Source organism: Mesorhizobium sp. M0633 (assembly GCF_040320645.1).
Lineage (GTDB): Bacteria > Pseudomonadota > Alphaproteobacteria > Rhizobiales > Rhizobiaceae > Mesorhizobium.
In genome coordinates this window covers 143480-156981 of record NZ_JAMYQC010000011.1, presented here as the reverse complement: position 1 = coordinate 156981, position 13502 = coordinate 143480, and the positions used below count along the sequence as shown (strand labels likewise).

The following is a 13502-nucleotide window of genomic DNA, read 5'->3' as shown; positions in this document are numbered from 1 at the left end:
GCGGTCCGCAACAAACGATCCGTGCGCGGCCGTGTGGCGCCACGAAACGCCTGTCGGGGAGGATGGCCGAGCATGAAAAATTCCGGCGGCGGTCAGTGCCGCTGGTGATGCATCATGCAGCCTTTGGGCAACTGGGCTTCGGTTCACCGGGCAGCTTGCCGTCGACATGGCCGGCCAAGTCCTTGTTGAGCTCGTAGACTGGCCCGACCACCAGAGGCCGGTCGGGCAGGACCGACTGGTCGAGCGAGGACGTCAGAGTGGTCGCGAAACTCTGCAGCAACTTGCCGCTGGAATCCTCGATGCGGATCGACACCGCATAGGGCTTGTCCTTGACAACGCAGGTAAGCGGCGGGCTGGTGAGCGTCACATGCGGCAGCTTCGGCCATATTTTCTGGGTGACGATGATCGGATCACCACCGGCCGGGTTCTGGAAGGAGACCACAGCGACCTGCCCCTCACCCACCGGCCGCAGCGGATTGAGGGTGATGACATAGGTGGCGATACCCAGCCGGTAGTTGAACTCGAACAGCTTCCCGGAAATGGCGAACAGCTGGTCCTTGCCGGAATCACGGCAGGCGCCGAGCGCGGCCGCCGCGAACAACGCCGCGACGACAATCATCGCGCGTGAGAATCTTCTAGACATTGGTGACCTCCCTGGCCGCGGTCCGGCGGCGATAGTGTCGGTTTGCCTTCTGGCGGTTGCCGCACACCGCCATGTCGCACCAGAGGCGGCTGGAATTGCGGCTTTTGTCGACAAACAGCCAGCTGCAGTTCGGACATATCCGCAGCCTGGCGATGGTGTCGCTACGCAGCAGCGACAGCGCCGAGACCGCAAGCGCGGCCTCGAAGGCAATCGGCGTCGCCGGATCACCGAACGGTTTTCCAGGCGTGCCGATTTCGGTGCGGCTATGAGCAAGGCCATCGGCGCAGGCTTCCAAGAATTTCGGCATATCGCCGGTCGCGATCGCACCTTTCGATACCGCGCCGCGAAACAGCCGATCGGTCGTCTCCCGGATCGACAGCACCACCGGTGCGATCTTTTCAGGCGCCGGCGCTACGAGCCGCCTGCCGCCGCGCTCGGCGGCGCGAAAGGCACTCGCGGCTTCGGCAAAGCGGGCGATCTCGGCCGGATCGTCGAAACGGTCGAAAGTTTTCTTCGGACCGTTCCGCAAAACGACGGTGTTCGCCGTATCGAGCGCCAGCATGCCACCGGTAAAGCGGTGCGGAGTCCAGGATACTGTCATATGGCGAATCTAACTGATAACTCGCGTTTGACAAGTTAGATTCCGGGTGCAACGCTCGTCACTGAGGCGATCGCCGTACTGAGAATATCGTTCGTCCCAAACCTCTGCCCCGATTGCGGGGCATGCATAGAGGGTCTTGCATGCTCTATTTCTTCCAGCAGGTTCTGAACGGGCTGCATTCGGGCGCGCTCTACGCATTGCTTGCCTTCGGCTACGTGCTGACCAATGGCATCCTGCACCGTACCAATCTTGCCTATGGCGCGCTGTTCGCCTTTTGCGGGCATACGATGATCCTCACCGCGGCGTTCGGCTATCAGGCGCTGTGGCTGACGCTGTTTGCATCGGTCGCGCTCGGCGTAGCTGCGGCATTCCTTTATGCGGCGCTGCTCAGCCATGTCCTGTCGCGAAGTATCTTCGAACCGCTGGCCGACCGCTCGCCCAACGCCATCGTGGTGACGACGCTCGGCATATTGCTGGTCTTGTCGGAAGCCAGCCGCATCGCCGCCGATACCCATGACCTATGGTTGCCGCCAATGCTGGCCCAGACCATCGTCTTCGCGCAGAATGCCAGCTTCAAGGCGACGTTGACGCTGATCCAATTGCTCGATTGCGCCGCCGTACTGGCGGCCATAGCGCTGGCTGCTTGGGGCTTCGCATATTCGAGCTTCGGCCGGAGCTGGCGCGCCGTATCCGACGATCCCAAGGCGGCTGCGATGTGCGGCGTCGATGTCCGTGCGGTATTTCGGCGTGCGGTGCTTTTCGGCGGCCTTTGCGCGGCACTGGCCGGCGTGCTCGCCGCCTTCTACTACGGTAACATCAGCTTCGGCACAGGGTTGGTCTACGGGTTGAAAATCCTGTTCGTGACCGCAGTGGGCGGCTATCTTTCGCCTTTGCGGGCGGCACTGGGCGCCGCCGCTTTCGGCATGGCCGAATCGCTATGGGCCGGCTATTTTCCGCTCGAATGGCGGGACGGCTGGATGTACCTGTTCCTCGTCGCCATGCTTGTGCTGATCGGCGCCGGCCGCGACCAACAGAAGATCGCCTGAGCCGCACCCGACTTTGCTTGAGTGAAAGCGCCGCATGTCCTTGGACATGCAAAGGACGCGGCAGCATTTTGCCGCCCGTCATCTCACAACTGTGTTTATGCGGGCTGTCCCGTGTTGACCCGCCGGACCACGCACTGCATACCGTTGGTCCACAGCGACGCGACGGACAGGGAACCGCCGCGCTCTGACACAAGGGAGGAATGCATGGCAGGGCTTCTCGCTCTTTCCAGAACCATTGACCGTTTGAACGAATTCATCGGCAAATGGGTTTCGTGGCTGATCCTGCTGGCGATCCTGGTAAGCGCCGCCAACGCCGTCATCCGCAAGGTGTTCGACATGTCCTCGAACGCCTGGCTGGAATTGCAATGGTATCTGTTCGGCGCCGCCTTCATGCTGGCCGCCGCCTACACGCTGAAGCAGAACGACCATATCCGCATCGATATCGTCTACGGCATGTTCTCGCGCCGCGTGCAGCACTGGATCGACCTTTTCGGTCACGTCTTCTTCCTGATGCCGTTCGTGACGTTGATGGTGGTCTATTTCGTTCCCTATGTGTCGCTGTCGTATCGCAGCGGGGAGATGTCGAACAATTCCGGCGGGCTGATCATCTGGCCGGCGAAGGCGATCCTGCTGGTCGGCTTTTTTCTGCTCGCGCTGCAGGGCATTTCCGAAATCATCAAGAAAATCGCCATCATGCGCGGTCAGATGGACGATCCCACTCCGTTCATATCGGCGCATGAGCAGGCCGAACTCGAAGCCAAGGCGCTCGCCGAAGAGGTGCGCTCGTGATCGAGTTCATCGCCCAGAACATGGCGCCGATCATGTTCGCCTCGCTGGTCGTCTTCCTGCTGATCGGCTACCCCGTCGCCTTCTCGCTCGCCGCCAACGGCCTGATGTTCTTCTTCATCGGCGTGCTTCTGTCGCCCTATTCGGGCGGCTCGATCAATCTCGCCTGGCCGTTGCTGCACGCGTTGCCAGACAATTTCTATGGCAGCCGGGTGATGTCGAACGATACGCTGCTGGCGATCCCGTTCTTCACCTTCATGGGCATCGTGCTCGAACGATCCGGCATGGCCGAAGACCTGCTCGACACGATCGGCCAGTTGTTCGGACCGGTCCGTGGTGGCCTCGCCTATGCCGTGATTTTCGTCGGCGCGCTGCTCGCCGCGACGACCGGCGTGGTGGCGGCCTCCGTCATTGCCATGGGTCTGATTTCGCTGCCGATCATGCTGCGCTACGGCTACGACCGGCGGCTGGCATCCGGCGTCATTGCCGCGTCCGGGACGCTCGCCCAGATCATCCCGCCGTCACTGGTGCTGATCGTCCTGGCCGACCAGCTCGGCCGCTCGGTCGGCGATATGTATAAGGGAGCGCTGATCCCCGGGCTCATTTTGACCGGCATCTACATGCTCTACATCCTGCTCATGTCGATCTTTCGGCCGAAGTCGATGCCGGCACTGCCGCTTGAGGCCCGCACGCTTGGCCACGGCGTGCTGTCGCTGCTGGCGGCGCTGCTGGCGGCGGTGGTGGTTTCCTATGCGGCGTATCGCTACCTTGCGCCGAACCATGGCGGCAACGCCGATATCCTCGGCGCCACCATCGGCGTCATCTTCATCTATGTCGTGGCGATCGTCGACCAGCGCCTGAAGATCAACCTGATGTCCAGACTGGCACAGCAGGTGATCATCGTGCTGATCCCGCCGCTGGCGCTGATCTTCCTGGTGTTGGGCACCATCTTCCTTGGCATCGCCACGCCGACGGAAGGCGGCGCCATGGGCGCCGTCGGCGCGCTGGCAATGGCGGCGGTGAAGGGGCGGCTGTCGCTCGACGTGGTCAAGCAGGCGCTGGCCTCGACGACCAGGCTGTCGTCCTTCGTTCTGTTCATCCTGATCGGCGCGCGGGTGTTCTCGCTGACCTTCTACGGCGTCAATGGCCACATCTGGGTCGAGCACCTGTTGACGTCGCTGCCGGGCGGTGAAGTCGGTTTCCTGATTGGCGTCAACATCCTCGTCTTCGTGCTCGCCTTCTTCCTCGACTTTTTCGAGCTTGCCTTCATCATCGTGCCGCTTTTGGCGCCAGCGGCTGACAAACTCGGCATCGACCTGATCTGGTTTGGCGTGCTTTTGGGCGTCAACATGCAGACCTCCTTCATGCATCCGCCCTTCGGCTTCGCGCTGTTTTATCTGCGCTCGGTCGCCGCGCGCGTGCCCTATCTCGACCGACTCACCGGCAAGCAGATCGCGCCGGTCACCACAGGGCAGATCTATTGGGGCGCAGTGCCCTTCGTCTGCATCCAGGTGATCATGATCGGCCTGACCATCGCCTTCCCGCAGATGGTGATGCACTACAAAGGAACTGTCGTCGATCCTGGCACCATCAACTACCAGGTGCCGGAAACGCCTGGCATCGGCTTGTCGCCGCTTGGCACGCCGCCGGCCAACGGCGGCACTGCCCCGGCCTCACCTTCCACACCGGATTTGTCGCAGCCGCCGAGCTTCGACGAAAAGCCGCCCGCGAAACCGGCGGCGCCGGCAATCGATCTGTCGCAACCACCGAGTTTCAACTGAGGAAGGCCCGGCAGCCATGAAGGCGGTTCGGTTGGAGCGAGTGGGCAGCCTCGCCGTGTGCGAGGCCGAGAAACCGACCGCCGGGCCGAACGATCTGCTGGTGCGCATCGAGGCGTGCGGCGTCTGCGGCACCGACAGGCATCTTTTCCATGGTGAATTCCCGTGCACGCCGCCGGTGACGCTCGGGCATGAATTCTCCGGCATCGTCGAGGCGGTCGGACCTGCCGTATCCGGCTTTTCCGTCGGCGACCGCGTCACCGGCGATCCCAACATTGCCTGTGGCCGATGCGAGCATTGTCAGGCCGGCCGGGTCAATCTCTGCGGCAATCTACGCGCCATCGGTATCCATCGCGATGGCGGCTTTGCCGAATATCTTGTCCTGCCACAGAAACAGGCCTTCGTCTTGCCAGGCGATCTGAAGCCTACGCATGGTGCTTTCTGCGAGCCGCTCGGCTGCTGCCTGCATGGCGTGGACCTTGCCGCGATCAAACCAGGCTCGTCGGTCGCGGTGCTCGGCGGCGGCGTGATCGGCCTGCTCACCGTTCAGCTGGCAAAGCTCGCCGGTGCGACGACCATTATCTTGTCGACCCGTCAGGCCTCGCGGCGGGCTCTTGCCGAGCAATTTGGCGCAACGGCGACGCTCGATCCCAGCGCCTTCGATGTCACCGATGCGATCGTCGGCCGGTCGGGTTTGATGCCGGGCGGCGTCGACGTGGTGTTCGAATGCGCCGGCGTGAAAGACACTGTTGAGCAGGCGTTGCGGCTGGCCAAAGCGGGCGGCACCGTCGTCGTCGTCGGCGTGATGCCGCAAGGCATGAAAGTGGCGTTCGAACCATTCGATCTGCTGTTCCGTGAGTTGAAGGTCCTGGGTTCCTTCCTCAACCCCTTTACCCATCGCCGGGCCGCCGATCTTATCGCCTCGGGGGCGATCGAAGTAGATCGGCTGATATCGCGACAAGTCAGCCTCGACGAGGCGGTGGCGATCATTGCCAACCCGCCGGCGCCAGGTGAGGTCAAAGTCCTGGTAGTGCCTCAGAGCTGATCCATCGGGCCACTTGCCACCGGCAGGCTTCGCGGTTCTGCGTCGCATCGATGGCTTCATCCTCAATCTGATGAAGCCGGGCTGATGAAGCCGGGGAAAGGCGACCCCGCCACCTATGCCGACGCCAGCCTACAAACGGGTGAGGTCCAGCAACTGAGGCGTGGCCGCATCAAGTCGACAGTGTTCTATTGCCATGCTCCGGGCGGGAATACTGGTGGAAGTCAGTGCGTCCGAGGCTGACAGAAAGGAACACGGGGCGTGCTCAGGGTCCTTTGACAAGAACCACGTCTTCCTGGAGCGGAATGCATTCAAATAAAACCGGGCATCCGCTTTGTTTTAGCCCATTTCTGCGACGCCGAGTGGAGCCACTCGGCGTCGCAGAATGTTCTAGAGCTTGCTGTTGCGCTGCTGGACCATCATGAAGGTGTCATAGTTGTACTCGGCCACCTGCGCCCAGAGATAATGCTCCTTGCGGAACGCCTTGATCGAATCCCAGATCTTCTTGAACGGCGCGTTCGAGGCTTCCATCTCGGCATAGACTTCGTTGGCCTTTTCGAAACAGGCGGCCATGATCTCCTGGCTGAACGGGCTCAACTTGGCACCGCCGGCAACCAGCCGCTTAACCGCCGCCGGATTGAGATAGTCGTATTTCTGCAGCATGTTGGCGTCGGCCGCTTGAGCGGCAGTATGCACCAGCGACTTGTAAGCCGGCGAAAGTTCGTCGTATTTCGCCTTGTTGAACATCAGATGGACTGTCGGTCCACCTTCCCACCAGCCGGGATAGTAGTAATAGGGCGCAACCTTGTAGAAGCCGAGCTTCTCGTCGTCATAGGGGCCGACCCATTCGGCGGCATCGATCGTGCCTTTTTCCAGCGCCGGATAAATGTCGCCACCGGCGATCTGCTGAGGAACCACGCCGAGCCTTTGCACCACTTTGCCGGCAAAACCACCGATACGCATCTTGAGGCCGGAAAGGTCGGCGACCGTTTTGATCTCCTTGCGGAACCAGCCGCCCATCTGCACGCCGGTATTGCCGCCCGGCAGCCCAAACAGACCCTGCGTCGCCAGGAACTCGTTGAACAGATCGATGCCGCCGCCATGATAGTGCCAGGCGTTTATGCCGCGCGCGTTGAGCGAAAACGGAACCGCCGCTCCCAGCGCCCAGGTCGGGTCCTTGCCCCAGTAATAGTATGCCACGGTGTGGCAGGCCTCGACGGTGCCGGCAGTGGTGGCATCGGCGGCCTGCAGGCCGGGAACGAGTTCGCCGGCGGCGAAGACCTGGACCTGGAAGTTGCCGTCGGTCGCCTCCGACAGCATCTTGGAAAACACTTCGGCGCCACCATAGATCGTATCGAGCGACTTCGGGAAGGACGACGCCAGCCGCCAGGTCACTTTCGGATTGGACTGGGCGATGGCCGGCGCGGCAAGTGTCGCGGCAGCGGCCGCGGCGCCAACGCCGGCGGTGCCGGCCTTGCGGATGAACGAACGACGATCCATGAAGTTCCTCCCTTTTGGATCCACTGACCGACATTCGGGACACTTCGGCGCCCGGATCGGCTTCGAGCCGACAATACACAGGCAAGGAGTCGAGTCCAGCACGGCAGCCCGGTTTGAGCGGCGCATTTCGGGGAAATTCGCGGCGTTGGGGCAGATCTTGCAACTATAGTCTAAGGTCGATTAACTGGCCTACGCGACACGCCGAAACTTGCCATGGAAATGCGCCTTCGGATCGCCTATTTTGCAGGCAGATAATTCGTTGCACCCGATGGGATCCGGACCAAATGCACCAGCCGCTCGTCGCCGTATCGACCGATGTCCGCCAGTTCGACAATTACACCTGGCATGCCGCGCCACAGCAATATCTCGAAGCGGCGCTTTCGGGTGCAGGCGTGTTCCCGCTGCTGGTACCGTCCTTCGGCGACCGGCTCGACTTCGACGAACTGCTTTCTGCCGTCGACGGCGTCATGGTCACCGGTTCCAAATCGAACGTTCATCCCTCGCTCTATGGCGGTGACGCCAGCGAAGCCAATGGTCCTTACGACTCCGCCCGCGACGCGACGACGTTGCCGCTGATCCGCCGGGCGGTGGAGCGCGGGGTGCCATTGCTCGCCATCTGCCGCGGCATCCAGGAGATGAATGTGGCGCTGGGTGGCACGCTGGCCACCGAAATCCAGGAACGCGCCGGTTCGCTCGATCATCGTGCGCCGGCAAGCGACAATCAGGACGAACGCTTCGCCATCCGCCAGAGCGTGGCGATAAAACCCGGCAGCTGCCTGGCCGGGGTCTTCGGCGCCGGCGACATCATGGTCAATTCGGTGCATCGCCAGGCCATCGACCGGCTTGGCCCAAAGCTGCAGGTCGAAGCGGTCGCCGCCGACGGCACTGTCGAGGCGGTTTCGGTGCGCGATGCACGGGCTTTCGCCGTCGGCGTCCAGTGGCATCCCGAATACTGGGTCAAATCGGACAGTATCTCGGTAAAGATATTTCGCGCATTCGGCGATGCGGTGCGCCTGCACCAGGCGGCGAAATCGGGTGCGCGCGCAGCCGCGGAATAGTCCTGCCGCGCTCGCTAGTTGCCGGCCGACGCGAGCGTCAGCAGCGGCAGCGCCGGCGCGTAGGATTCGTAACCATCGCCGTCGGCGACTGAGAACATGACAATCGGATCGGTGCCGTTGGCGCTGAAGGTGACCGTGCCGTCATCCTGCTCTCGCCAGAACTTCGCCTGCTCGACGCCGGGCAACACCCGGCGGCAATTTGCTGCGACCGTCAACAGCGACAGGCCTTGCGAAATCTCGGCGCCGCGGCTGACCGCACAAGACCCCTCGTCGCCATGGGCTACCAGCCTGTAGTTGCCGGATGAAGGCGGTGACTCACTGGCCGCACGGCTTTCACCGCTACCGGCGTAAAACAGTTGGGCGCTGCCGAACAGTACAGCGACAGCCATCAATGCAGGAAGCGTCTTCATCCTGGTTCTCCGCGCATTTCAAGCGCGCCGGTTCGAAGAGATCAGGGAGGCGCGCTTCCTCTTGCTGTCATGTCCTGTCAGGCGGACAGACACTGCGAAGGGACCAGAATGATTCCGAAGGGTTAAGCTGAAGTTAATAGATATGGCAGCCCGCTTACGGCCTTGCCTTGACATTTGCCGTCTCCGGCACCGGCGTCAGCGCCTTGCGCTGCGAAAACCACGAGACCAGATTTTCGACGCACAGGTCCGCCATGGCGCGGCGGGTGTGCTGCGAGGCCGAGCCGACATGTGGCAAAAGCGAGGTGTTGGGCGCGGCAAGCAACGCCGCTGGCACATTCGGCTCGTCGGCAAAGACGTCTAGCCCGGCAGCGGCGATGCTGCCGCTGGCAAGTGCGGCGGCAAGGGCTGGTTCGTCGACCGTGCTGCCCCGGCCGATGTTGACAAAGACGCCGTTCCGCCCAAGAGCCGAGAGAATTTCGGCATTGACGGCCTTTTCCGTCGAAGCCCCGCCGGGCGCCACCGAGATCAGTGTGTCGACCGCCTCGGCGAGACCTTTCAGCGTCGGGTGATAGTCATAGGACAGGCCTTCGACGCGGCGCCGGTTGTGATAGGCAATGGGCAGCCCAAAAGCGTCGAGCCGGCGGGCAATGGCGAGGCCGATGCGGCCCATGCCAAAGATACCGACTTGGCGCCCGCGCAAGGTCAGCCGGCTCAGCGGATAGTTGCCGTTGCGCAGCCAGCTTCCGTCGCGTAGCCAGGCCTCGGCGCGCGGCAGTTCGCGGATGGTATTGATCAACAGGCCGAGCGCCGTATCGGCGACCTCTTCGGTCAGCACATCCGGTGTGTTGGTGACCATGATGCCGCGCCGTGCGGCGTGGCGGACATCGACCGAATCATAGCCGACGCCGAAATTGGCGATAATCTCGAGCTTTGGCAGCGCGTCCATCAACGCGGCGCTTATGCCGCCAAAGGCGGCTATGCCGCGCACCGTAAGGCGCATCTCGTCGGTGACCAGCGACGGATCGGCGCGTTCGATCCGGACGCGGCTGAACACCCCGTCGATGCGGCCGACCGCATGATCGTTGAACTGGCCCGGCACCAGAATGGCGACAGCTTGCTGTTTGGTTTTTGTCATGCACGTTCCACCGGTTTGCCGGTCGACTGGCGCACATGCAGTTCCGGCTTGATCAGTTCCTGCGACGGCCGCACCGTCTGTCCGTTGAGTTTGTCGAGCAGCGCGCTGGCGGCGCGGCGGCCAACCTCGCGCTGGCCGTTCCAGACGGTGGTTAGCGCAGGCGTCGCGATCGCCGCCTCCTCGAGGTCGTCATAGCCGGTAACAGAGATGTCGATGCCCGGCACCAGCCCGGCGCGCGCAATGCCGTTCATCAGGCCGATGGCGACGAGGTCGTTCCAGCAGCAGGCCGCGGTCGGCCTGTCCTTCAGCGCCAGGAACTGCCCGGCGGCCTCGAAGCCGGCCTGCTTGGTGCGTGGGCCGGCGATGCGCCAGGACGGCCTGACCTCAAGCCCTGCCGCCTCCATGGCGTTGACATATCCCTGATAGCGGTCGCGGCCGGTCGAGGTCTGGTCGGTACCGCCAATCATTGCGATGCGCTTGTGGCCAAGCGAGATCAGATGATTGGTAGCAAGCCCGGTGCCATAGGCATCGTCGCCGCGAAACACCGGCACGTCGGCACCTTCGACGGTGCGTGCAATCAGCACTGCCGGGAGACCGTTCTCCTCGGCCATGATTATGTCTTCGGGCGGTGTGCCGATGGCCGGCGACATGATGACGCCGTCAGCGCCGAGCTGCAGAAGCGTGTCGATGAAGGTGCGTTGTTTCTCGAGTTGGTCGTAGTGGTTCGACAGGATGAAGGTTTGCCGGCTGCGGTCGAGTTCGCTCTCGATCGAACGCAATATCTCGGCAAAGAACGGGTTCATGATGTCGTGGACGACGACGCCGACTATGCCTGAGCGCGAGGTGCGCAGGCTGGCGGCGCGGCGGTTGTAGATATAGCCGATGGCGCGGGCATGTTCCTTGATGCGGTCGCGGGTGCCGCCGGCGACCAGCGGGCTGTCGCGCAAGGCCAGCGAGACCGTGGCCGTGGACACGCCGAGCGCATCCGCGATGGTGGAAAGCTTGATCTTCTGTGCCAGCGCCCTGCGCTCCCGAAGCAATTTAAACTGTTTAAAGGCCGGCTCTTATGCCATCGATCCCGCGCAAATCAAAGTTTTTTTGCCAGCGCTTCCGCCTCCGCGTCCAGCGTCGCGCGGTTGCGCACACGAAGCCGGTGCTCGCGGTGGACGATGTAGAGGCCGCTGGCGACGATGACTGTCGCACCGGCCAGCGTCCAGCGGTCGGGAAACTGGTTGAAGACGATCAGGCCGGAGATGATCATCCAGATCATCTGCGAATAGGGATAGGGGGCCAGGGCCGTGGTGGTGGCAAGGCGATAGGCCTGCACAAGAAGCCAATGGCCGATGGCGCCGAAGACGCCCAGCATCAGCAATATGAACCAGTGCCAGCCATCCTGCGGCAACGAAAGCGAAAACGGCAGTGTCGGCAGCAGCAGCACGGCCGGCGCCAGCGCCGAAAACAGGATGAGGCTTTCCGAGGTTTCCGTCGCCGACATGCGGCGCGTCATGATGACGTAGAAACTGTTCGATAGCATCGAGCCGAGCGCAAAGAGATGGCCGACGCCAAAAACCCCGATGCCCGGCCGGGTGATGATGAGGACGCCGACAAAGCCGCTCATGATCGCCAGCCAACGCCGCCAGCCGGCCCATTCCCCTAGCAACGGACCGGCAAGCGCGGTGATCACCATCGGGCCGAAGAAGTAGATCGAGGTGGTTTCCGCCAGCTGCAGCGTCCGCAGCGCGAGAATGTTGCATATCGTCGATCCGAGCAGGAGCAGACCGCGCGTGAGATGCGCCGGCAGGTTGGCGGGACGAAAGCGCAGCGGCTCACGCCATCCGTGCAGAAAGACGCCGACGATCAGCACATGGACCGCGAAGCGGGTCCAGGCGACGATCAGCGCCGAGACGCCGGCCAGCACAAGGTACTTGCTGCTGGTGTCGAGGAAGGTGAAAAACACATAGACGGAAAGCATGCACAGGATCGCCGCCGGCGATGTCGCGCTTTCGTCTTGTCTTGGGGGAGCATTCAATTTCAGGCCGGACGGGAAGCAAGGCGGTCCCTCACCAATGCGGCAATTGTCGCCTGCGGGCAAGCCAAAACAGTCTGGCACAACGACAGCCGCCGACAGGCTCAGTTTGTTTCCCAGTGGCCGACCTAGTGGCCGACGACTCAGGCGTGCATGCGGGCGCCCTTGGTGATCTTGTCGACGAGCTTCTTTTCGGCGCGAAGCGCGATGCCGACCACCTTGGCATCCTCCGGCGCAAATTCGGCAAAGACGGCGCGGTTGGCCAGATCATACCCGGTCGAAAACATATCCTCGACATAGAGCGAAACCGTCACACCACGCTCCAGCGCCCGCCGCTGGATCGCGCCGAGCGTCTGGCCGTCCGCCGAAAGCACGATGACCGGGCTGGATCGACAGCGGGTTGTAGATATTGCCGGCGCGATCACGGTAGGGGTCGCCGATAATGTCGGGAAATTGCGCGACGATGCCGCTGGTCAGAAAGGCGGTGACATTGAGCTTTTGCCAGACGGGAAGATCATCCTTGAGCACGATTGCAAATTTCGTATCGAACATGCGACAGTTTCCAATCCGAAAAGGGGGCCAATCCGAGGCTGCGAGTGAAGCGATGGCGCACGATCTAGACCGGGAAGCCTTTCAGGGTCTTGGACGTTTGTGCGTGGATGCAGCCGAGAACTGCATCGTACCGGCACCCGGTGCTGCCGGGATGGAACGCATCGAGGCCCGGTTCCACGGCAATGCCTTCGATCTCCATCGCCACGACACCTATGCGATCGGGGTGACGTTTTATGGCGTGCAGCGCTTCCGCTATCGCGGCCAAACGCATCAGAGCCTGCCTGGCCAGATCATTATCCTTCATCCCGACGAACTGCACGATGGCGGTGCCGGCACCGAAGACGGCTTGCGATACAGAATGCTCTATTTGGAGCCGTCCCTGATGCTCGATTGTCTCGGCGGCGGATCACTACCATTCGTCGGGAATGCCGTGGTGACAGACCGCCGTCTCCGGGCGACGCTGCTTTCCGCGCTCGGGCCGTTGAATCAGGAACTGGACGAGCTGTTTGTCGTCGATTTCATGACGCAGCTTATGCAAAGCTTGGCCCGGCACGCCGGTCAGCCGACGAAACCGGTAGCGAAAACTGCGTGGCGCGCCGCCAGCCTGGCGCGCGACTATCTGGAGGAAAATGTCGCGCGGATTGTACGTTCGGATGAATTGGAGGCGATAACCGGATTGGACCGCTATGCCCTGTCGCGGCATTTCCGCGCCACCTTCTCCACCAGCCCGCACCGGTTCCTGTTGATGCGCCGGCTTCAACGAGCCCGTCGGATGATCGAAGCCGACGAGCCGCTGGCGCAAATCGCCATCGCAGCCGGCTTCAGTGATCAAAGCCATTTCAATCGGCATTTCAAGAAGGCGTTCGGCGTCACACCGGGACGCTGGTCGGCACTGACGCGGCAGCCGTCAGCGGCGAACGCGTGA

General features: G+C 62.5%; 13 protein-coding genes and 1 pseudogene. 6 read left to right on the top strand and 8 right to left on the bottom strand.

The annotated features are described in order from the left end of the window. Nucleotides 1–112: 112 nt before the first annotated feature. Both NKI47_RS14690 and NKI47_RS14685 read right to left on the bottom strand, forming a co-directional pair. Complete coding sequence (locus NKI47_RS14690) at nucleotides 113–643, bottom strand: hypothetical protein (protein ID WP_352452209.1); 531 nt, start codon at nucleotides 641–643, stop codon at nucleotides 113–115. Further along, a complete protein-coding gene (locus tag NKI47_RS14685; RefSeq protein WP_352590992.1) occupies nucleotides 636–1244 on the bottom strand; it encodes a CGNR zinc finger domain-containing protein in 609 nt (202 codons plus the stop codon). Before NKI47_RS14685 ends, NKI47_RS14690 begins: the two co-directional genes overlap by 8 nt. Nucleotides 1245–1384: 140 nt before the next feature. On the opposite strand from NKI47_RS14685, the gene NKI47_RS14680 reads away from it, so the two are divergent. The 4 genes from NKI47_RS14680 (at nucleotide 1385) to NKI47_RS14665 (ending at nucleotide 5899) form a co-directional block, all read left to right on the top strand. Beyond that, on the top strand, nucleotides 1385–2290 hold the full coding sequence (locus NKI47_RS14680) for a branched-chain amino acid ABC transporter permease (protein WP_023676253.1): 906 nt from the start codon (nucleotides 1385–1387) through the stop codon (nucleotides 2288–2290). Nucleotides 2291–2494: 204 nt separating this feature from the next. Further along, the gene (locus tag NKI47_RS14675; protein ID WP_352452211.1) at nucleotides 2495–3079 is read left to right on the top strand and encodes a TRAP transporter small permease subunit; all 585 of its coding nucleotides are present in this window, start codon (nucleotides 2495–2497) and stop codon (nucleotides 3077–3079) included. Beyond that, nucleotides 3079–4857, top strand: a complete 1779-nt coding sequence (locus NKI47_RS14670; protein WP_352591048.1) for a TRAP transporter large permease — start codon at nucleotides 3079–3081, stop codon at nucleotides 4855–4857. Before NKI47_RS14675 ends, NKI47_RS14670 begins: the two co-directional genes overlap by 1 nt. A 16-nt stretch (nucleotides 4858–4873) precedes the next feature. Further along, a complete protein-coding gene (locus NKI47_RS14665; protein ID WP_352590988.1) occupies nucleotides 4874–5899 on the top strand; it encodes a zinc-dependent alcohol dehydrogenase family protein in 1026 nt (341 codons plus the stop codon). 387 nt (nucleotides 5900–6286) lie between these two features. On the opposite strand, the gene NKI47_RS14660 is transcribed toward NKI47_RS14665, so the two are convergent. Continuing rightward, on the bottom strand, nucleotides 6287–7396 hold the full coding sequence (locus tag NKI47_RS14660) for a TRAP transporter substrate-binding protein (RefSeq protein WP_352492671.1): 1110 nt from the start codon (nucleotides 7394–7396) through the stop codon (nucleotides 6287–6289). A 284-nt stretch (nucleotides 7397–7680) separates the two neighbouring features. Here NKI47_RS14660 and NKI47_RS14655 point away from each other — a divergent pair, with 284 nt between their 5' ends. Further along, entirely contained in the window at nucleotides 7681–8454 is a 774-nt protein-coding gene (locus NKI47_RS14655; protein WP_352469877.1) for a gamma-glutamyl-gamma-aminobutyrate hydrolase family protein, read from the top strand. 14 nt (nucleotides 8455–8468) lie between these two features. Here NKI47_RS14655 and NKI47_RS14650 read toward each other — a convergent pair whose 3' ends face one another. From NKI47_RS14650 to NKI47_RS14630, 5 genes and pseudogenes are all read right to left on the bottom strand, one after another. After that, on the bottom strand, nucleotides 8469–8864 hold the full coding sequence (locus tag NKI47_RS14650; RefSeq protein ID WP_352454732.1) for a hypothetical protein: 396 nt from the start codon (nucleotides 8862–8864) through the stop codon (nucleotides 8469–8471). A gap of 154 nt (nucleotides 8865–9018) precedes the next feature. Then, complete coding sequence (locus NKI47_RS14645; RefSeq protein ID WP_023676246.1) at nucleotides 9019–9999, bottom strand: 2-hydroxyacid dehydrogenase; 981 nt, start codon at nucleotides 9997–9999, stop codon at nucleotides 9019–9021. Then, a complete protein-coding gene (locus NKI47_RS14640) occupies nucleotides 9996–11018 on the bottom strand; it encodes a LacI family DNA-binding transcriptional regulator (RefSeq protein ID WP_023676245.1) in 1023 nt (340 codons plus the stop codon). Before NKI47_RS14640 ends, NKI47_RS14645 begins: the two co-directional genes overlap by 4 nt. A gap of 68 nt (nucleotides 11019–11086) precedes the next feature. Next, nucleotides 11087–11971 (bottom strand): DMT family transporter, encoded by an 885-nt coding sequence (locus tag NKI47_RS14635; protein WP_352590984.1) that lies wholly within the window; start codon nucleotides 11969–11971, stop codon nucleotides 11087–11089. A gap of 197 nt (nucleotides 11972–12168) precedes the next feature. Continuing rightward, nucleotides 12169–12577, bottom strand: a pseudogene (locus NKI47_RS14630) (DUF2000 family protein). A 52-nt stretch (nucleotides 12578–12629) separates the two neighbouring features. Between NKI47_RS14630 and NKI47_RS14625 the strand changes: the two are divergent. Next, the gene (locus NKI47_RS14625; RefSeq protein ID WP_352591045.1) at nucleotides 12630–13502 is read left to right on the top strand and encodes an AraC family transcriptional regulator; all 873 of its coding nucleotides are present in this window, start codon (nucleotides 12630–12632) and stop codon (nucleotides 13500–13502) included.

Bases quoted from the DNA above. Each gene is read 5' to 3' on its own strand.
- NKI47_RS14625 (WP_352591045.1), top strand. From the start codon at position 12,630: ATGGCGCACGATCTAGACCGGGAAGCCTTTCAGGGTCTTGGACGTTTG.
- NKI47_RS14635 (WP_352590984.1), bottom strand. From the start codon at position 11,971: ATGCTTTCCGTCTATGTGTTTTTCACCTTCCTCGACACCAGCAGCAAG.
- NKI47_RS14690 (WP_352452209.1), bottom strand. From the start codon at position 643: ATGTCTAGAAGATTCTCACGCGCGATGATTGTCGTCGCGGCGTTGTTC.
- NKI47_RS14645 (WP_023676246.1), bottom strand. From the start codon at position 9,999: ATGACAAAAACCAAACAGCAAGCTGTCGCCATTCTGGTGCCGGGCCAG.
- NKI47_RS14660 (WP_352492671.1), bottom strand. From the start codon at position 7,396: ATGGATCGTCGTTCGTTCATCCGCAAGGCCGGCACCGCCGGCGTTGGC.
- NKI47_RS14675 (WP_352452211.1), top strand. From the start codon at position 2,495: ATGGCAGGGCTTCTCGCTCTTTCCAGAACCATTGACCGTTTGAACGAA.
- NKI47_RS14685 (WP_352590992.1), bottom strand. From the start codon at position 1,244: ATGACAGTATCCTGGACTCCGCACCGCTTTACCGGTGGCATGCTGGCG.
- NKI47_RS14650 (WP_352454732.1), bottom strand. From the start codon at position 8,864: ATGAAGACGCTTCCTGCATTGATGGCTGTCGCTGTACTGTTCGGCAGC.
- NKI47_RS14655 (WP_352469877.1), top strand. From the start codon at position 7,681: ATGCACCAGCCGCTCGTCGCCGTATCGACCGATGTCCGCCAGTTCGAC.
- NKI47_RS14665 (WP_352590988.1), top strand. From the start codon at position 4,874: ATGAAGGCGGTTCGGTTGGAGCGAGTGGGCAGCCTCGCCGTGTGCGAG.
- NKI47_RS14680 (WP_023676253.1), top strand. From the start codon at position 1,385: ATGCTCTATTTCTTCCAGCAGGTTCTGAACGGGCTGCATTCGGGCGCG.